This window comes from Acinetobacter sp. NyZ410, assembly GCF_022828975.1.
Lineage (GTDB): Bacteria > Pseudomonadota > Gammaproteobacteria > Pseudomonadales > Moraxellaceae > Acinetobacter > Acinetobacter guillouiae.
Map to the genome: position 1 here is coordinate 4,757,975 of NZ_CP094620.1, position 19,127 is coordinate 4,777,101.

At 33.4% G+C, this 19,127-nt stretch carries 19 protein-coding genes; 5 read left to right on the forward strand and 14 right to left on the reverse strand.

Going from position 1 to position 19,127, the window contains the following annotated elements; translation table 11 throughout:
• Positions 1-11: 11 nt before the first annotated feature.
• The 13 genes from galU to rfbB are packed head-to-tail and all read right to left on the reverse strand — an operon-like array spanning position 12 to position 11,494.
• Complete coding sequence (gene galU / locus MTO68_RS22495) at positions 12-887, reverse strand: UTP--glucose-1-phosphate uridylyltransferase GalU (protein ID WP_004723496.1); 876 nt, start codon at positions 885-887, stop codon at positions 12-14.
• Between the two features lie 24 nt (positions 888-911).
• Positions 912-1,532, reverse strand: a complete 621-nt coding sequence (locus MTO68_RS22500) for a sugar transferase (protein WP_151956344.1) — start codon at positions 1,530-1,532, stop codon at positions 912-914.
• Complete coding sequence (locus MTO68_RS22505) at positions 1,516-2,694, reverse strand: glycosyltransferase family 4 protein (RefSeq protein ID WP_244014438.1); 1,179 nt, start codon at positions 2,692-2,694, stop codon at positions 1,516-1,518. Before MTO68_RS22505 ends, MTO68_RS22500 begins: the two co-directional genes overlap by 17 nt.
• Entirely contained in the window at positions 2,694-3,764 is a 1,071-nt protein-coding gene (locus MTO68_RS22510; RefSeq protein WP_244014440.1) for an EpsG family protein, read from the reverse strand. Before MTO68_RS22510 ends, MTO68_RS22505 begins: the two co-directional genes overlap by 1 nt.
• Positions 3,765-3,767: 3 nt before the next feature.
• Positions 3,768-4,655 (reverse strand): glycosyl transferase, encoded by an 888-nt coding sequence (locus tag MTO68_RS22515; RefSeq protein WP_244014442.1) that lies wholly within the window; start codon positions 4,653-4,655, stop codon positions 3,768-3,770.
• A 20-nt stretch (positions 4,656-4,675) separates the two neighbouring features.
• Complete coding sequence (locus tag MTO68_RS22520; RefSeq protein WP_244014444.1) at positions 4,676-5,821, reverse strand: glycosyltransferase; 1,146 nt, start codon at positions 5,819-5,821, stop codon at positions 4,676-4,678.
• On the reverse strand, positions 5,821-7,074 hold the full coding sequence (locus tag MTO68_RS22525) for an O-antigen translocase (RefSeq protein ID WP_244014446.1): 1,254 nt from the start codon (positions 7,072-7,074) through the stop codon (positions 5,821-5,823). Before MTO68_RS22525 ends, MTO68_RS22520 begins: the two co-directional genes overlap by 1 nt.
• Before the next feature lie 2 nt (positions 7,075-7,076).
• Positions 7,077-8,192, reverse strand: coding sequence for a DegT/DnrJ/EryC1/StrS family aminotransferase (locus tag MTO68_RS22530; RefSeq protein WP_244014448.1), 1,116 nt, complete (start codon positions 8,190-8,192; stop codon positions 7,077-7,079).
• Positions 8,193-8,210: 18 nt separating this feature from the next.
• A complete protein-coding gene (locus tag MTO68_RS22535; RefSeq protein ID WP_244014450.1) occupies positions 8,211-8,618 on the reverse strand; it encodes a MaoC family dehydratase in 408 nt (135 codons plus the stop codon).
• Between the two features lies 1 nt (position 8,619).
• Positions 8,620-9,162: a GNAT family N-acetyltransferase gene (locus tag MTO68_RS22540; protein WP_244014452.1), complete on the reverse strand. Its 543-nt coding sequence runs from the start codon at positions 9,160-9,162 to the stop codon at positions 8,620-8,622.
• Positions 9,162-9,560 (reverse strand): FdtA/QdtA family cupin domain-containing protein, encoded by a 399-nt coding sequence (locus tag MTO68_RS22545; protein WP_244014453.1) that lies wholly within the window; start codon positions 9,558-9,560, stop codon positions 9,162-9,164. Before MTO68_RS22545 ends, MTO68_RS22540 begins: the two co-directional genes overlap by 1 nt.
• Positions 9,561-10,436 carry a glucose-1-phosphate thymidylyltransferase RfbA gene (rfbA, locus tag MTO68_RS22550; protein ID WP_244014455.1) on the reverse strand — a complete coding sequence of 292 codons (876 nt, stop codon included), beginning with the start codon at positions 10,434-10,436 and terminating at the stop codon, positions 9,561-9,563. It lies immediately after the preceding gene.
• Positions 10,436-11,494, reverse strand: coding sequence for a dTDP-glucose 4,6-dehydratase (rfbB, locus tag MTO68_RS22555; protein WP_244014456.1), 1,059 nt, complete (start codon positions 11,492-11,494; stop codon positions 10,436-10,438). Before rfbB ends, rfbA begins: the two co-directional genes overlap by 1 nt.
• A 397-nt stretch (positions 11,495-11,891) precedes the next feature.
• Here rfbB and MTO68_RS22560 point away from each other — a divergent pair, with 397 nt between their 5' ends.
• The 5 genes from MTO68_RS22560 to MTO68_RS22580 all read left to right on the forward strand — a co-directional run bounded on the left by MTO68_RS22560 (position 11,892) and on the right by MTO68_RS22580 (position 17,277).
• Entirely contained in the window at positions 11,892-12,992 is a 1,101-nt protein-coding gene (locus tag MTO68_RS22560) for a polysaccharide biosynthesis/export family protein (RefSeq protein ID WP_244014458.1), read from the forward strand.
• 4 nt (positions 12,993-12,996) lie between these two features.
• A complete protein-coding gene (locus MTO68_RS22565; RefSeq protein WP_151956695.1) occupies positions 12,997-13,425 on the forward strand; it encodes a low molecular weight protein-tyrosine-phosphatase in 429 nt (142 codons plus the stop codon).
• Positions 13,426-13,447: 22 nt separating this feature from the next.
• A complete protein-coding gene (locus MTO68_RS22570; RefSeq protein WP_244014460.1) occupies positions 13,448-15,643 on the forward strand; it encodes a polysaccharide biosynthesis tyrosine autokinase in 2,196 nt (731 codons plus the stop codon).
• Positions 15,644-15,833: 190 nt separating this feature from the next.
• Positions 15,834-16,541 carry an FKBP-type peptidyl-prolyl cis-trans isomerase gene (locus tag MTO68_RS22575; protein ID WP_151956697.1) on the forward strand — a complete coding sequence of 236 codons (708 nt, stop codon included), beginning with the start codon at positions 15,834-15,836 and terminating at the stop codon, positions 16,539-16,541.
• A 46-nt stretch (positions 16,542-16,587) separates the two neighbouring features.
• A complete protein-coding gene (locus MTO68_RS22580; RefSeq protein WP_034614777.1) occupies positions 16,588-17,277 on the forward strand; it encodes an FKBP-type peptidyl-prolyl cis-trans isomerase in 690 nt (229 codons plus the stop codon).
• Positions 17,278-17,543: 266 nt separating this feature from the next.
• On the opposite strand, the gene murJ is transcribed toward MTO68_RS22580, so the two are convergent.
• On the reverse strand, positions 17,544-19,094 hold the full coding sequence (murJ, locus tag MTO68_RS22585) for a murein biosynthesis integral membrane protein MurJ (RefSeq protein ID WP_171066920.1): 1,551 nt from the start codon (positions 19,092-19,094) through the stop codon (positions 17,544-17,546).
• Positions 19,095-19,127 lie beyond the last annotated feature (33 nt).

Below are 19,127 nucleotides of genomic sequence, written 5' to 3' on the forward strand. Positions count from 1 at the left end.
AGATCCAATTATTATAAATTCAATTCTTTGATGAGCAATTTAAATTCTTCACCCAATTTAGGATGCTCCACAGCATAGTGTAATACTGCTTTTAAATAACCAATTTTACTACCACAGTCGAAAGTCTGACCTTTCATACGATAAGCTTCGACTTTTTCCAATTTTTGTAATGCAGCAATGGCATCCGTCAATTGGATTTCATTACCCGCACCTTTAGGTGTCTGTTCTAATAATTGCATAATTTTAGCAGGCAGTACATAACGACCCACTACAGATAAATTTGAAGGTGCACTACCGACTGCAGGCTTCTCTATAATACCTTTCATCACGATACTTTCACCCTCAACAGGTGAAGATGCAACATCCACAATACCATATTGATCCACAAGATGATCAGGAACCGCCTCTACCATAATCTGCGAAGCTTTAGATGTATTAAAACGATGAATCATTCTCGCTAAATCATTTTCTGTACTTTTTTCTTTCACTAAAACATCTGGTAATAACACAGCAAAGTCATCATTTCCAATTACTGATTTCGCACATAAAACAGCATGCCCTAAACCCAATGGCTGAGGTTGACGGACACTCACCACACTGACATGTTTTGGTAAAATTTCAGTAATTTCTTTAAGTAGATCAAATTTTTTCTTATTTTCTAAGGTTGTTTCCAGTTCAAAATTACGATCAAAATAATTTTCTATGGATGCTTTTGAAGAATGTGTCACTAAAATGATTTGTTCAATTCCAGCAGCTACAGCTTCTTTGACAACATACTCAATTGCAGGACGATCTACAACAGTCACCATTTCTTTAGGGATTGATTTACTTGCAGGTAAGAAACGTGTCCCTAGTCCAGCAACAGGAAGAATGGCTTTTTTGATCATGATTTTACAACTTCAACTCAATTTTTAAGATTTTACTTCATCATTTTTAGTTTGTGTATCATTCCCCTTAAATAGGGAAGGACCTACATGACCTGGAGCATTAACACCCTCTCGATTTGTCATTACAGAAACTGTCTTAAACATAATTTTAAAGTCTACAAATACATTATGATGGTCTACATACCAAACATCACATTTAAAACGTTCTTCATAATCAAGTTCATTACGTCCACTAATTTGAGCTAATCCTGTCATACCTGGGCGGACTTCTAAACGACGTGCTTGTTCAGGTGAATAAAGTTCAACAAATTCTTTTAGCATTGGTCGTGGACCAACCACACTCATATCACCTTTTAACACATTAATCAGTTGTGGCATTTCATCCAAACTTGTTGAACGTAATTTTTGCCCAAAAGGTGTGATACGTTGTTCATCAGGTAATGGATTACCATTCGTATCATTAGCGTCCTTCATAGAACGGAACTTCATCATTTTAAAAAGTTTACCGTTTTTGCCTGGACGCTCTTGATAGAAAAAAATGGGAGAGCCTAAGTTCTTACGTACTTTATATGCCACAATTAAAAAAATTGGCGAAAGTAAAATAAGTGCTATTGAAGCAATAAAAATATCAATTAATCTTTTCATTTAGATCTTTTAAACCCATGATCTCTATAAGTTTGGAATTCACTTTTTCAGCATCAAATTTTTCTTGAGCTATTTGATAACTCTTCAACCCCATTATATTCACTTGCTCAGGGTTCTCTATAAAGTAACACATTTTTTCTGCCAAAGCTTCTGGATTCCACTTAGGGACAAGAAAACCATTCACACTATCCTCAACAGTTTCACGACAACCAGGAACATCTGTCGTAATCACAGGACGCCCTATTGCCATTGCTTCTTGCGTACTCCGTGGTACACCTTCACGATAATAAGATGGTAAAACAAAAACTGCACTATCTTGTATGCGTTTGGCAACATCGGTTACAAAACCTGGGTAATCAATCAATCCTGAAGCAATTAGTTCATCTAGTTGGTTTTTGGACAACCCAAATGGATTTTCTATATCTAAACCACCAATGATTGTAAATTTTATACCTTTATGCTTTTTTCTAACAATTTTAGCAGCTTCAACAAAATCAAAAATTCCTTTTTCAGCTATTAACCGAGCAATAAAAATAAATGAAATATTTGAAGATTCATCCCATTTTTTATAAGGATAATCATTTAAATTAAGACCAATCGGCCCTAGGATATTAATTGAGTTACTTTTATGTTTTATTTTATTTGTATATATCAAATCATGAGGGTCATCACTATTTAAAAAAATAATTTTATCAATAAATGGAAAAACTATGCGATAAAGGGTGATTTGAAAAATTTTAATCAATTTAACTTTTAATGACTGGCCATTTTGATGTTCAGTAAATGGGGTACCTAATCCTTCTATCATACCAATTATTTTTGGTGTCTTACATAATTTTGACGCTAAAGATCCATAAACGACTGGTTTGGTAAAGTATGAAAGTACTAAGTCTGGATTAATTTTTTCAATTTCTGATTTTAAGCTAAGTAATGACTGTATATCAGAGAATGGATTCAGTCCTCCGCGACTCATTTTATAAGTTACAGGTGTTGCTCCTAATATTGATATTTCCTCTAATTGTTTGTCGTTATACTCACAAGTAAAAGCAAAAACTTCATACCCATAAAGTACCATTTTTTTTATTAAGTCGGACCTAAACCCTGTAATACTATCGGCGGTAGTGCCAATTAAAATAATCTTATTCAAAAAAACCTCCATCATTAAAAAGAATTTGATAAGAAATTAATAATATAATTTTGATATGGTATCCAGCCATAATCAGCCCAACTACCAAAGTTTAGCCATATAAAAAAAGTAAAAGAAAAAAATATAAATAGATAAAGGTTTAGAAAATTTCTTTTTTTCAAACTTAATATTTCACAAACTTTGGCATAAATTAAAATATCAAAAAAAGATAAGTACAGATTAAATCGATCTGATAATGTCGAAAAAACAAACGCCAAGGCAAAACAATATACAACCAAAACGACCATATAATCCAATATATAAATATTGCCTTTATATTCATTTTCAAAAAATTTTCTAAAATACAAATATAAACCAACTGGAACCAAATGAAAAAGAGCCCTAAAAACAGCTCCACTTGATGAAACATCATTTCCAGAAACATAAATATTTGCATCATTTACTGATGCCAAATATAAAATATATGTAATAAAAATTAATGAAACTAAAGTATATGTTGCAAAAATCAATTTTCCAATTTTCCAATTTTTGAAGTAAAAAACTGGAAAAAAAACAATAAAAATAATTGCTGTTTTATGAAACAAGGTTGCCAGTAATAATAAAAATAAAAATTTATAAGTCTTATTATTAATTAAAAAATACAACCCCATAAGTAACAATGAAATACTTACTGATTGCCTAATGTAATTCATAGAAACCACAACAACTAAATAAGTATAACTAACAAAAAGAGGAACCCAAAAATATTGAAATTTTTTAGAAAACTTATAAAAAGTATAAATAAAAATTGCAGCACACACACTATTTACAAAGATCATATCTTTAAAGTTAAAATAGTTTCCAACATAATTTACAAAAGCATAACCTGGATCATTATAAAATAAAGCCTCTTTCAGAGATAAACCTCCTATATGTTGATACAATAATAAATAATCATCCCTATCAACACCAACTTCAAATCTAAAACCTACAAAAATATAAATAATAAGTATTGTTAAAAAGAATATTTTTTTTGACAATACTTTATTATTACTCAAAATTGAAAATACTGATAAAAAAAACCAGAAAAACCAATATATTAGCATAACCTAAACGCCTTTATCAATCAAAAGACCTTTGAGAAACTCTTCAAATTTGCAATTATTTAAAATATAATCCCAGCTATATGTATCCATATTTGGAATATTGGAAGTTTTTAAGTCCATTTCTATTTTATCATTTAGATTTTCAATCCAAACAGGTTCATATTCCAGATTAGAACAAAAGCATTCAATCCAATGATATTTATTAGTTATTAGTTTTAAACCTGATGCTAAATATTCCAAAGTTTTCGTACTTGTTTGTATATTAAAAGGATAAATATTAGGAGTATAGTTTAAACCATATTCAGCATTAGCATAAAGCTCAGGCAAAAACTCTCTACCAACTTTACCTGTCATTGTTATACTATTCTTATTAAAAATTTTCTGTATATCACCTTCAACTTCACCAACAACAATAACCTTATTATTTTTTGAAAGTTTAACTAGAATATCAACCAGCCCTATCCTTCCATTTATTGAGCCTGAATAAACTATATCATAATCAACATTTTTTTTAGGAGTTTGAAATAAACTACTATCTACACCCATATCTCTTTTGATAAAAGGAATATTATCATTAAAATTTAAACCATTCTTAACATTCTCATTCAAAAAAATCCTTCCATCTGGCTTCAGATTCACCAACCTCTTTAGAGTATCTTTTATTTTGACATAAGGTGGTATAGATAAGCTTTGATATTCATGAACTTCTAAAGCTCCTATTTTTTTCTTTGTCCAAAGAGGCCTTAACCCCATAAAATAAATATTTATATCATTATTTATATCTAAGTCATAGTCTAATTGAACATGATGTCCTCTACCTATTAAGTATTTTTGATATGCAAATGCTTCCGGTGTATATGCATTTCGTTTCAAAGTTATACCGATCTTCATTTTAACATACCTAATTCAAACTACTCTTCGATCCAAATACTTAGTAATTGTTTATAAATTACATCAGCATCATGATATTTCTTAATGTACGATACAGCATTAGTCGAAATTTTTTTCATTTCATTTGGATTTTTTACAAGATATTCAAGCTTATTAAACAAATAATCTTCATTTGGTAATGCATTAATTAAATATTCAGTATCATTCTCTTGTAAATACTCTCTAAGTTCTTCTGAATACCCACTGAATACAACCTTTCCAGAGGCCATTCCTAAAAGACCATTGACCCCTTGATCCATACTAAAACATTGATCAATAAAAATATGTGCATTGGAGAATTTTTGTATATATTCAGAATATGGCAAACCGCTAACGATTTCATAATTAATTTTATCTGGGTACTTATTTTTTAATTTTTTAATAGCACGATCAAAAATATCATTACCTTTTCGTAATTCTTTATTATGTTGCCAACCATGAAAAATATTAATTTTTTCCGAAAAAAAGTCCACATCATTATTTTCATTCGGTTCAATGATTAATGAGACCAGATCACTACATTTCTCTATACCCTGACTTTGATATGCATAATAGTAATCAAATAAACCAGGTATAATTTTTTTGACATTATCAAGTACTAAATTATTTAACTTAATATAACCAATGCCATAAACATACAGCAATGCCCAACTATAGCGATAAAAATTTTTCAAAGTCAATCTATCAAACATAGAATATATAACTTTTTTCTCAAGGCAATTTTTCACCCAAACATAATCATCACCTAAAGCTGATAGATAGACTTTTTTATTCTGCTTAAATATTTTTCTTAAAAAGTAAATATTAGCAAATGAACCAAATTCACCTAAAGGATTGGTATTAATAATTTGTACAACATCAAAATCTTTTAACAATTCTATCTTTTTTTTATATTTTTTTATGGCTAAAATTCCTTTTATTCCAAATACATCTAAGAAAATATAAAAAATTTTTAAAATTATTGAACTTGTTTCTTTTTTTATATATTTAATATTAAAATCTGCACCTGAAAAATTTTTATATGCATCACCATCATGAATCCAAACAACATCGTGCCCTTCTTGTTTTAATTTTTTACTTAAATGAGTGTAAGCACCGGAATATTCTCCAATCAATAAAATTTTCATTATTTTTTATCACCTAAACTTTTAAAAACATAAACACTCATTACAATCCAATACATTCCGTAATTAAGTAAATGAGCAATTGATACACCTTCAAACCCAAGTAGCTGAGTACATACATAAGTTAGTAAAATTGAGGTTATAGCAAAAATAATTTCAGTTGTTATAAATAGCTTGGTCATTGCTTTACTCAACATGAGATAAGCTAAAATCCAGCTCCCAATTTTTAAAGAATCACCAATTACTTGCCAAAAGAACAAATCTCGCATAGGTAAAAAAGCCTGCGTGAACAGCAACTTAATTATCCAATCTCTTAATAAATAAACAAAAAGACCACCAACCACAGCCAATGGAAATATAAATTTATAGCCAAGATAGACTTCTGATTTAATTTCCTGAACTTTTGAGAGTTCTGAAAGCCTAGGTAGGTAATATACACCTAGCGTGGTTGTTACAAGCATTAAATAAGCGGCACTCAGGCGAATCATTGCTTCCCAATAACCCGCATATGTCAAACCATATTCATATGTTAAGTAACTTCGTATGACCATTTGCGAAAGAGGAACACAAACCGCACTTACTAAAGCCATCAATGCAAACGCTGCAAATTTTTTTGCTATATCTTTATCTATTTTACCAAATAAATATGAGAGCCTAAACCAATTAGCCTTATAACATAAAAATAAAGTCGCAAAAAAGACCAATGATTGGTAAATTGAAAGCGCAACTAATGCGCCATATAAATTGTATTTGATTGCTAATACACTTGTAATCGCTAACGAAAACAAGCTCCCAACTATATTGGCTACAACCAACTTTAAAACTTCTTTTTTACCATTTAAAATTGCTAAAAAAAATGCATTAAATGTAAAAAATGTTAAAAATATTGCAAACCATACAAAAACTGATTGATATGTATCTGTATGAAAAATATAAATAGAAAGTCGCTTTTGAAAGATTAAAATCAATATCGAAAACAACGAACTAAATATTAAAACTATACTTCCAGCAGTTCTCCAAATGGATTGCTGCTTATGCTCATCTTCATAGTATTCAGCTGTGTACTTAATAACTGCGGTATTTATTGCATTTCCAGCAAATGTTGTCACCATTTGTATAAAATTTTGAAACTGACCAATAGCAGCATAACCTGCTGGACCAACGTAAACAGCCAAAATTTTATTTAGCGCAAACATTGTTGCTGTTTTTATTAAAACAGCAATTCCGTTCAATATACTGGTTTTCAGTAAATTCATTGTTAAACTTTAAATGCATTACAAAGCTGAATCACTTTTTTCGCTTCTTCTAAGCTCAATGTTGGTCCAATAGGTAAGCTTAGGACTTCTGCATGAATCTGTTCAGATATTGGATAACTTAAATTATTCCATTCTTTATAGGCCTGTTGCTTATGTGGTGGAATTGGATAATGAATTAGAGTTTGGACACCATTATCAGCCAGATATTTCTGTAAAGCTTCACGATGTTCAGTTTTAATCACAAACAAGTGCCAAACATGCTGTTGAAGCTCTTCAGCATTGATATCACTTAATGGAAGTTTTATTAAAGGATTTATGATTTCTGTTAAATATAAGTTCGCTATTTTACGTCTATGCTGTGTTTCTTTATCTAAAAACTTCAATTTAATATCAAGGATTGCAGCCTGAATTTCATCAAGTCGGCTATTAACACCAGGCACCAAGTTCTTATATTTTTCATGAGACCCATAGTTACGAAGCGCACGCAACATTTGTGCAAGCTCTTCATTATTGGTCGTCACTGCACCTGCATCACCAAGTGCACCTAAATTTTTACCTGGATAAAAACTAAAACCAGAAGCATCACCCCAATTACCTGACTTTTTATTATCAATTTGGGCACCATGTGATTGAGCTGAATCTTCTAAAACAAGTAAATTATGCTTTTTTGCTATTCCCATAATTTGTGGCATAGGAGCCAATAAACCATATAAATGAACAGGTAAAATGACTTTTGTTCGTGAAGTAATTGCCGCTTCAATTTTTGCAGGATCAATATTATAAGTCGCAATATCTGGTTCAACTAGAACTGGTGTCAAATTATTTGCTGTAATTGCTAAAATACTTGCAATATAAGTATTTGATGGAACGATAACTTCATCACCATCATTTAACTTACCTAACTCTTTCCAAGCACGAAGTGTTAGGATTAATGCATCTAAACCGTTTGCAACACCTATTGCAAACTTTACATCACAATATTCAGCAAAATTCTTCTCAAACTGCTCTAATTCACTACCACCAATATACCAGCCCGAATCAATAACACGAGTACAGGCATCAATTAACTCATTTCTATATTGTTTATTGATGTTTTTTAAATCTAAAAATGGGATCATAATATTTTCTTCATTTTATTATTCAGGAAGATACAATTCTGCAGTGCCGATAATAAAAACTTTATCACCAGAAGTTGCTACTGTTTTAAAAACCACTCTGCTTTTCTCTTTAATAATATCAATAACTTCTATTTTGAAAGTTACCAATTCATCTAGGTAAATAGGCTTTAAAAACTTATTTTCTGATTTCAAATAAATACAACCTGCACCAGGTAAAATGTTAGCAAAAATTGTTGAGAATACACTTGAAGCTAATGCTCCATGCACTATACGTGCACCAAACATTGTATTTTTCGCATAATCATCATCTAAATGCACAGGATTTACATCACCAGACAACTTAGAAAATATATTTACATCTTCACTTGAAAAGCTTTTTTCAAGTTCAGCAGTCATTCCTATTTTACATTCTGAAATTGATAGCATTTTATTTCCTTAAAAACTTAGCATATTGTATTTTATTATCTAAATATCTATCTTTTGGGAAAACATAATATTCATTGATTTCATCTTCAGCATTTCTTTCCGCTCCCATTTTCACGTGAAAAGAATGAACTTTATCATTACCCTTCATTACTTCAAAATGACTTTGTTCAAAACCTAAATATGCAAAGCCAGCTTCATAGACCAATAAAGCACTTTCAACTGCTGCATATTTAGTTTTATTTTCATTTAATATCCAACTACCCCAGCAAAATGACTTAGGATTTTCTTTAAAATCATATAAACGAACTGTGCCTATTGGCAAATCATTATCTAATTTACAAATAATAAAATAATATTCTTCTCCGTTAGCTTCTTTATTTTTATAGTTTACTATCCATTTTTTCTGAGCATTTATATCAGCCGTTGATTTCGAAATATATGTATTCAACTTATCATCATTTCTTAAACTACAAATAAACTCTGCATCATCTTCACTCACAAGCCTTAAATAGGTTGTACTTGCTTTTAAATTAAAGTCTACCATTATTTTATCTCCGCCAAAAACTTTTCATAATCCCGAATATAGTCATTTTCATCATAAAAATCACTTGCAAGAACCAGCATAACGCAATCTTCAGAAAACTCATGCATTTCATGCCAAATCATTGGAGGAATTAGTAAACCTTTATTAGGTTGATCAATCCAAACATTCTGTTTTTTATTACCGTTATCCATTAGCATTTTGCATTTACCTCTTATGCAGAATGCTATTTGGTGTAATTCTTTATGAGCATGAAATCCACGAGGCACATCAGGTTTTGCATCAAAAATATAATAAAGTCGTTTAATATCAAAAGGGATACTTTTATTTGACTCTAAAACAACTAGCGAGCCACGATGATCACCCAAGTCTGGTAAGTTAATCCATTCAATTAAGCTCATTTACTCATCCACCAAAGAAATCAAATATTGACCATAGTCATTCTTACTCATGCTTTGACCAATTTGTAAAACTTGTTCTTTAGTTAACCAACCATTATGTAGTGCAATTTCTTCTAGACATGCGACTTTATACCCTTGACGTTTTTCAATGGTTTCTACAAATTGAGCTGCTTCTAGTAAACTTTCATGAGTACCTGTGTCTAACCATGCAAAACCACGACCTAATAATTCCACGTTTAAATCACCACGCTCAAGATACATCTGGTTAACTGTGGTAATTTCCAACTCACCACGGTCAGAAGGCTTTACATTTTTGGCAATTTGAATAACATCGTTGTCGTAAAAGTACAAACCAGTGACTGCAAAATTTGATTTTGGATGTTTTGGCTTTTCTTCTAAGGAAACAGCGCGTTTCTGATCATCAAACTCAACCACGCCAAAGCGCTCTGGATCTTTAACTTGATAACCAAAAACTGTTGCACCTTTTTGACGTGCTACAGCTTGGCGTAACATGGGTGTAAAGCCCTGACCATAAAAAATATTATCGCCAAGCACTAAACAGACATTGCTATCACCAATAAAATCTTCACCAAGAATAAAAGCCTGTGCCAAGCCGTCTGGGCTTGGTTGAACAGCATAACTAAGTTCTATTCCAAACTGAGAACCATCATCCAATAGTCGCTTAAAACCATCAATATCTTCAGGTGTGCTTATGATTAAAACTTCTCGGATTCCAGCAAGCATAAGCACGGATAATGGATAATACACCATTGGCTTATCATAAATTGGAAGCAATTGCTTAGATACGCCCTTAGTAATTGGATAAAGACGAGTTCCTGAACCACCTGCTAAAATAATACCCTTTGTTGTTGTCATTATACACTTACACCTAATCTTTCACGTTGATAGCTACCATCTTGTACACGACGGCACCACTCTAAATTATTTAAATACCATTCCACAGTTTTACGAATACCTGTATCAAAAGTCTCTTCAGGCTTCCAACCCAAATCTTGATCAATTTTACTTGCATCAATTGCATAACGTAAATCATGCCCAGGCCGATCTTTTACAAAAGTAATCAGTGTTTCATATGGCTGATTATTCATTCGTGGCTTTAATTCATCCAAAATATTACAAATGGTTTTTACCACCTCAATATTTTGTTTTTCATTATGTCCACCAATATTATATGTTTCTCCCACAACACCTTGTGTGACAACTTCATACAGTGCGCGTGCATGATCTTCAACAAACAACCAATCACGGATTTGATCACCTTTGCCATAGATAGGTAAAGGCTTACCATCCAAAGCATTTAAAATCACCAATGGAATTAATTTTTCAGGAAAATGATAAGGACCATAATTATTGGAACAATTGGTTACAATTGTAGGTAAGCTATAGGTTCTTTGCCATGCACGTACTAAATGATCTGAGCTTGCTTTACTTGCAGAATAAGGAGAACTTGGTGCATAAGCTGTTGTTTCAGTAAAAAGATCTGTAGTCCCGTCTAAATCACCATACACTTCATCGGTTGAAATATGGTGAAATCTAAATTGTTGCTTTTGCGAATCACTAAGCGCTAACCAATATTTTCGAGCCACTTCCAATAAGGTATATGTACCCACAATATTAGTGGTAATAAATTCAGCAGGTCCATCAATTGAGCGATCTACATGTGACTCAGCCGCTAAATGCATCACCACATTAGGTTTAAATTCAGCAAATGCTTGATTTAATTTTTCAGCATCACAAATGTCAATTTGCTTAAATTGGTAACGTGAGTCTGAATCGACTTCTTTTAAAGATTCTAGATTTCCAGCATAAGTCAGCTTATCAATATTTAATACTTCATCATTTGTATTTTTTATAATATATCGTACCACTGCTGATCCAATAAATCCTGCACCACCAGTCACCAAAACTCTCATACCCTAATCCTGCAAATCATTTTTTAATAAATCTAATAGTTAAAATGTTCCAATAACAACTTCATCAAAACACCAAAATCATTTTTTACAAAGTATGACTTCTATCCACTTTCACACTAAAAAGATTATATCCAAACTCAACCTAAAATCATATATTAAACAGCTTCCAGCAAAAACAAAATAATTTTGATTTTCATCACCGATTACTGTTGATGAGATACTTTATTCTTTTTAAATTACAAAATCATTGAATAAATACAAGTCAACACACTTCTTTTTCGATTTTAATACAATTACCTCCCTACAATAAGATATCCAACCTGGTTTTTTTAGCTTACAATTCGTTTTCAAGATGAGATTCTAAGCAACAACGCAATATAAAATAAGGGTTTTGAATGTGAAGTATCCGTACACATCACTGTTTACAATTTTAGCTATTTCGATTTCTTTTTCTGGTTGTACTATCACTTCAGGACTTCAAACCTACGATCTACCAGAACAAGGCCATTATAAAACTGATCAAGGTGCGGAACTTTCTGTTATACAGCTCAATCAAAATAACATTCCAAATCTAAATAAGGCTGATCAACTCAGTTCAAATAATCTTGTTTCTTTATTTCGTAATCAGCAAAGTATTTATCGTTTAAGTGCTGGTGATGTCCTCTCTATTCAACTTTGGGCATATCCAGAAATCACACCACCAATTCAAGATAAAAGTACTTCCTCTGTAGGTTATCCAATTGACATGGAGGGTTATATACAGCTACCACTTGTTGGCCGTGTACATATTGCTGGAAAAACCTTAGCTGAAACCAATCGCTTTTTACATAATCAATTTGCTAAATATTTAAAACATCCTGATGTAGTTGTTCGAGTACTTTCTTATGAAGGACGTCGTTACTTTGTTAATGGCCAAGTGATGAAGGGTGGTCAATACAATCTAAATGATCAACCTATCAGTATCTATACAGCATTGGGCCAAGCGGGTGGAGTAGATACTAAAACAGGTGATACAACCAATATCCAACTGATCAGAAATGGGCAAACCTACAACCTAAATACGATTCAGCTCGAAAAGCAAGGTTTATCTTTACATCAATTATTGATTCAACCCAACGACACAATTTTCGTCAATTCTAAACAAGATCAAAAGCTCTATGTCATGGGTGAATCAAATAAAAGTCAAGCACTTGTTTTACGTGATCAAGGCATGACCTTAAGTGATGTACTTGGTGAAAGTGAGGGAATTAGCCCATATTCTGCAAGTGCTGCACGAATTTATGTGATGCGAACAGATTTAAATACTAAGCAATCAACTATTTATCAATTAAACTTAAATAGTATTGGAAATCTTGCTTTAGCGAATCAGTTTGCCATGCATAAAAACGATATTGTGTATATTGATGCAACTGGTCTAACTCGCTGGCAGCGTGTTATTGGGCAAATTGTGCCTTTTGCCAGTGCAATTTATTCATTCCAATTATTAGGAAACAACTAATATTATGGATATTAATAATATTCTTGTGGTTTGTGTGGGTAATATTTGCCGTAGCCCGATGGCTGAATTTTTTTTAAAGCAAAGTTATCCAAATTTAAATATAGAGTCAGCTGGACTTGCTGCCATGATCGGTCATTCCGCAGATGATAAAGCGATTGCCTGTATGGATACTTTAAATATTGATATGCGCTCCCATGTTGCGCGACAAATTAATGCTGAATTGATTAAAAAAGCCGATCTTGTTCTAGTGATGAGCAAAAACCAATCACAACATATAGAACAAAAATGGCCCTTTGCTAAAGGTAAAGTATTTCGCTTAGGACATTGGCAAGGTCAAAATGTGCCTGATCCATATCAACATGATCAAGCTTTTTTTGATGAAACATGTAAAAATATCCAAGTTTATGCCAATGACTGGCAATCACATCTATAAATTTTAAATTAGTTGTTAACTTATGAATCAAAATTTACAAACTAATGATGATACGATTGACTTAAAAGAGTTATTTTTCTCTTTAATCGCTCAATGGAAAGTGATTGTACTTTGTGTCATTTTAACCTTAATCTGTGCCTTACTTTATTTACGCGTTACCTCTCCAGTCTATTCCACTGATGCAATGGTTCAAGTTGAAGACGGTAAAAGTGCTGCCTCAGCTGCTTTAATGGGTGAACTCAAAGATATTGCTGGCGGCTTAGGGCAAAAGTCTCCTACTGATGCCGAAATTGAAATCTTAAATTCGCGCCTTGTACTTGGAAAAGTGATTAATAATTTGAATTTAAATATTCAAATTCAAGATAATGAAGATACTTTTTTACATAAGTTAATTTCCAAAGAAAAAACTCAGCTCAGTTATAGTGCTAAAGCAGTTGATTTTCAAAAAAATCAGTCTAGCTTTTCGATTTTAAAGTTGGATATTCCAGAATATTATTCTGATAAAAAGCTTACTTTAAATTTTATAAATAAAAATCAGTTTAGTTTGAGTTATCAAGATCAGGTTGTATTCAAAGGCAATTTAAATCAGTTCAACCAAGCTCAAGACAATAAAGGATTATGGTCAGTCCAAATTAACAGCCTAAACCCATTTCAGCAAGATTTTACACTCACTAAGCTTGCACTTCCTTCAGCAGTTAAACTGATGCAAGAAAATTACTTAGTTGCTGAAAAAGGTAAAATGACAGGTGTGATTGGCCTGAGTTATAGCGGAAGTGATCAACAACACATTACTCAAGTTCTCAATAATATTCTGAGCGTTTATCATGAACAGAATATTGAACGTAAAACTTTAGAATCTAAACAAACTTTACGTTTTCTCGATCAACAACTACCTGAGCTAAAACAGCAACTTGAAGAATCAGAAATTAAATTTAATAGATTCCGTGAACAATACAATACTGTGGATGTCACTCAAGAATCAGAGTTGATGTTAAAGCAGAATATTGAATTAGAGAAAATGCGGATAGAATTAAAGCAAAAACAAGCTGAATACTCTGCTAAATATACTCCTGATCACCCTTTAATGACAGAGATCAATGCACAACTCGCAGCAATTGATAAGAAGTCTATTGAACTGAATCAAGCCATTAAACGCTTACCTGAAACTCAACGCCTATATTTACAACTCTATCGTGATGTGAAAGTCAATACAGAACTCTATACATCACTATTAAACAGCTACCAACAATTAAAAATTGTTAAAGCAGGTGAAATTGGTAATGTTCGTATCATTGATACTGCGGTAGAACCCGTTAAACCAATAAAGCCTAAAAAATTAATTGTGTTACTTCTTGCAATTTTTGTGGGCGGATTTATTGGTGTTGTTATTGCATTACTCCGTAATATGCTTTCATCAGGGATTAAAGATTCTAGCCGTATTGAAAATGAACTTGATCTACCTGTGTATGCCACTGTACCCCGCTCTCCGATTCAAGAAAGCCGTGTTCAGTTGTTGAAAAAGAAAAAATCGATTCCTATTCTTGCCGCAAAAAATAGTGAAGACATTGCCATTGAAAGCTTACGTAGCATTCGTACCACGATTCACTTTGCTTTAAATAAGGCAAAAAATAATATTATTGCCATTTCAGGACCCGCTCCAGAAATTGGTAAATCCTTTATCTCAACCAACCTCGCCGCGATTTTTGCACAAGGCAATAAGAAAGTCTTATTGATTGATGCAGATATCCGTCGAGGCTATTTACATAAATATTTCAGTCATGACACTTCACCTGGTTTAACTGAATATTTAGCAGGACAAAGCACGCTTGAACAATGTATTGTTCATTCAAATACCGTAAACCATTTAGATTTTCTGCCGCGTGGTAAAAATCATAATCATGCTTCCGAAATGCTCAGTTCAGATCGTTTTAGCGAATTATTAGAACAACTTTCTCAGCAATATGATCATATTATTATCGATACACCGCCTATCTTGGCGGTAACTGATGGCATCATCATTTCTCAATTTGCTGGTGTAAACCTTGTGGTTGCACGTTATGCAAAAACACAAATGAGAGAATTAGAATTAGCCATTAATCGCTTTGAACAGGCGGGAAGCAAAGTGAATGGTATTATTCTCAATGATGTCCGAGCAACTGTAGGCGGTAATTATGGCTATAATTATGCTTATGCCTACACCGCTTCCAAAGATGATTAATAACAAATAATGAAGAGAAAGCCAGATTCTATCTGGCTTTTTTGTGCCAATTTTTTGATCAATATAACTGTATATTTTTAGTTGTCGTCATCAGATAACTATATCGTTTATGATGAAGAAGTTATATGCTTGAGCAGATTATGCTAATGATCAAATTAGCCTCTTAAAAGATTAAAATTTGGAAATTTTTATGAGTAAAGCCTTACCCATCGCAATTGCTGTAATCTTAGGTGGTGCTGCACTTGTACCTGTTTATTATGCATCTCAACATCCTGCTGATGTAAACAGTCATTCAATGTCAAAAAATGCTAAACCTGTAGAAAAAATTAGTTATGCACTTGGTTATGAAGTTGCGAGCCAAACTCCACCTGAAGTCGATGTGAATACATTTATCAGCGGTATTCGCGACGGCCACGCTAAAAAACAACGTGCCTATACAGATGAAGAATTACAAGCTGCGTATGTTGACTTCCAAAAAGAAATGCAACAAAAGCAATTACAACAAACCCAAGAAACAGCTTCATCAAATGACTCATTCTTAGCTGCAAATGCGAAAAAAGAAGGTGTTAAAACAACGGCTTCAGGATTGCAATATAAAATCACTAAAGAAGGTACTGGCAAACAACCTGCTGCTACCTCTATGGTCACTGTACATTACAAAGGTCAGTTGTTAGATGGTAAAGTATTCGATAGCTCATATGATCGTGGTCAACCCGTTGAGTTCCCTTTAAACCAAGTAATTCCAGGTTGGACTGAAGGTTTACAGCTCATGAAGGAAGGCGGTAAAGCAACCTTATATATCCCTGCAAAATTGGCTTATGGTGAACAAGGTGTTCCTGGCACGATTCCTCCAAACAGCACTTTAATTTTTGATGTTGAACTTGTTAAAGTTAAATAACATTTAAGAGAAGGAGAGATTTACTCTCCTTTTTTGGATTTTAATTATGAAAAAAACACTTATTGTGCTTAGTCTTAGTATGCTGAGTAGTGCAGCTTTCTCAGCACCGATTAACAATAAAAGCTCCCAACAAGATCAACTGGGTTATAGCTATGGTTATGTCATGGGACGTACCAATGCCGATACCTTAAAACAAATTAATTTAAATGCCTTTATCCAAGGGATCAAAGAAGGCTCTACAGGTCAGAAAGCAAGCTTAACTGATGAAGAAATGGCAAAAGCACTTGCACAATATAAACAGCAAACTGAAGCAAAACAAATGCTAGAGTTTAAACAAGCTGCAGATGTAAATGCCAAACAAGGTGAAGCTTTTCTTGTAGAAAATGCGAAAAAAACAGGTGTAATTACTCGCCCAAGTGGTTTGCAGTATAGTGTTTTACAACAAGGTACTGGAAAATCACCCTCTGCAAAATCTAAAGTTTCTGTAAACTATGAAGGTCGTTTACTTGATGGCACCGTATTTGACAGTTCTTTTGCACGGAATGAAGCGGTAGAATTTCAAGTTAGCCAAGTGATTCAAGGTTGGACTGAAGGTTTGCAACTGATGAAAGAAGGCGCGAAATATCGTTTCTTTATTCCAGCAAAACTTGCCTACGGCGAGATTGGTGCGGGTGATGCAATTGGTCCAAACAGTACATTAATCTTTGATGTAGAACTATTAAAAGTTTTACCTTAGTTTCAGGGTAAAATAGCTTTGAAAATAAAAAGCATCGCTCAATCGCGATGTTTTTTTATGCTCTAATAAAAATCTTATCGCATTTCATAGACGTAAATTCATCCCTTTGTCAAACTTACAGTACCGTATTTTATTATTTAGAATTTAAATTCTATCCCACACGCTATGGTGACATCCTTGTCGCCATGCGCTAGATACAGCATATATGATTAAATGATGCTCAAAGTAAAAGCTGTCTCATTTATATTCTGTTGATTGGTCTTAATTTAGTGCTTTAAATGTCTTGGTCTAAATCCTGCAGCAAGCAGTGCAATACCATAAGCCACAATACCTACTAAACATAACCCGACAACTTCAAGAATTCGAAGCCATTGCGAAGCTGTACCATCATACCAATTTAAAGCAAACCATAGCGCGCCAATCATCACGATATTGGCTATGGCAAATTGAACGAATAATTTTTTCCAGTGCGCACCAAAACGGAAAATATTTTTCTTATGTAAATAAAAATATAACATCCCTGCATTGACCAAAGCTGAACCTGAAGAAGCAATGGCTAAGGCCATATGCTCGGCTTGCCAATCAATCAATTTAAAAATACCAATAAAGATAATGTTTAAAATCGCATTGGCTGCAACCGCCATTAAGCCGACACGTACAGGTGTTTTGGTGTCCTGAATGGCATAAAAACCTGGTGCAAAAACTTTAATCAACATAAATGCCAGTACACCGCCACTCATACATTGCAGTGCCATAGCGGTCATTTGCGTATCACGTGCATCAAAAGCACCATGCTGGAAAAGCGCTTGAATGATCGGCGTAGATAACATGAACAAAGCGATACTGGCTGGCACACCCACCAACACAATCACGCGTGCAGCCCAATCCAACATTCTACGAAACTTGGCCTGATCTTGTTCTGCTTTACTCACAGAAAGAGACGGAAGAATCACGGTACCAATCGCAACACCAATCAATCCAAGTGGTAACTCGGTCATCCGTTCGGCACTATATAACCATGACACCGAACCATCTTGCATGAATGACGCCCAAATTGTATTTAACAATAAGTTAATCTGAGTGACTGATACACCAAATAAAGCGGGCAACATCAGTTTTAAAATTCGATCTACACCCTCATGTTTAAAATCAACTTTAGGTGGAATCAGTAATTTTTTATTCCATAATTCAGGTATTTGAATCGCAAGTTGTAAAACCCCTGCTGCAACCACAGCCCATCCTAAAGCCATGATCGGTTGAGCCATATGCGGGGCTAACCACCAAGCACCAGCAATCATTGCCACGTTGAGTAATACAGGTGAAAACGCTGGAGAGGCAAAAGATCCATAACTATTCAAAATACTGCTGGCAAATGCAGTCAATGACATAAACATCAGATAGGGAATCGTTAAACGAAACATATCTACAGCCAGATCAAACTTTGCTGGATCGTTATGAAAACCGGGTGCATAGACATACAAGATCACAGGCGCAATGATCATACTGATTAAGGTTAACAGTGACATCACCATTAACAAACAGCCAAACACACGACTAATCAGAATCTGTACTTCCGCATGCAGTTTTGTAGTTTTATATTCGGTGAGTACGGGAATAAAGGCTTGCGAAAAAGCCCCCTCTGCAAATAAACGCCTGAAAAAATTGGGAATACGAAAAGCAACCACAAAGGTGTCAAAATCCTTACCTGCCCCAAACACATTGAGCAAAACCATATCTCGGACTAAGCCCAAGACTCGTGACAACATGGTCATTGCACTGACAATAAAGGTGGATCGCCACAGCGCCATCGTATTCACCTAGTTAAAATAAAGTCGCTATTGTAATTAAAT

Coding starts and splice junctions, on each gene's coding strand:
- galU (WP_004723496.1), bottom strand. CDS start 887: ATGATCAAAAAAGCCATTCTTCCTGTTGCTGGACTAGGGACACGTTTC.
- MTO68_RS22500 (WP_151956344.1), bottom strand. CDS start 1,532: ATGAAAAGATTAATTGATATTTTTATTGCTTCAATAGCACTTATTTTA.
- MTO68_RS22505 (WP_244014438.1), bottom strand. CDS start 2,694: ATGATGGAGGTTTTTTTGAATAAGATTATTTTAATTGGCACTACCGCC.
- MTO68_RS22510 (WP_244014440.1), bottom strand. CDS start 3,764: ATGCTAATATATTGGTTTTTCTGGTTTTTTTTATCAGTATTTTCAATT.
- MTO68_RS22515 (WP_244014442.1), bottom strand. CDS start 4,655: ATGAAGATCGGTATAACTTTGAAACGAAATGCATATACACCGGAAGCA.
- MTO68_RS22520 (WP_244014444.1), bottom strand. CDS start 5,821: ATGAAAATTTTATTGATTGGAGAATATTCCGGTGCTTACACTCATTTA.
- MTO68_RS22525 (WP_244014446.1), bottom strand. CDS start 7,074: ATGAATTTACTGAAAACCAGTATATTGAACGGAATTGCTGTTTTAATA.
- MTO68_RS22530 (WP_244014448.1), bottom strand. CDS start 8,192: ATGATCCCATTTTTAGATTTAAAAAACATCAATAAACAATATAGAAAT.
- MTO68_RS22535 (WP_244014450.1), bottom strand. CDS start 8,618: ATGCTATCAATTTCAGAATGTAAAATAGGAATGACTGCTGAACTTGAA.
- MTO68_RS22540 (WP_244014452.1), bottom strand. CDS start 9,162: ATGGTAGACTTTAATTTAAAAGCAAGTACAACCTATTTAAGGCTTGTG.
- MTO68_RS22545 (WP_244014453.1), bottom strand. CDS start 9,560: ATGAGCTTAATTGAATGGATTAACTTACCAGACTTGGGTGATCATCGT.
- rfbA (WP_244014455.1), bottom strand. CDS start 10,436: ATGACAACAACAAAGGGTATTATTTTAGCAGGTGGTTCAGGAACTCGT.
- rfbB (WP_244014456.1), bottom strand. CDS start 11,494: ATGAGAGTTTTGGTGACTGGTGGTGCAGGATTTATTGGATCAGCAGTG.
- MTO68_RS22565 (WP_151956695.1), top strand. CDS start 12,997: ATGGATATTAATAATATTCTTGTGGTTTGTGTGGGTAATATTTGCCGT.
- MTO68_RS22570 (WP_244014460.1), top strand. CDS start 13,448: ATGAATCAAAATTTACAAACTAATGATGATACGATTGACTTAAAAGAG.
- MTO68_RS22575 (WP_151956697.1), top strand. CDS start 15,834: ATGAGTAAAGCCTTACCCATCGCAATTGCTGTAATCTTAGGTGGTGCT.
- MTO68_RS22580 (WP_034614777.1), top strand. CDS start 16,588: ATGAAAAAAACACTTATTGTGCTTAGTCTTAGTATGCTGAGTAGTGCA.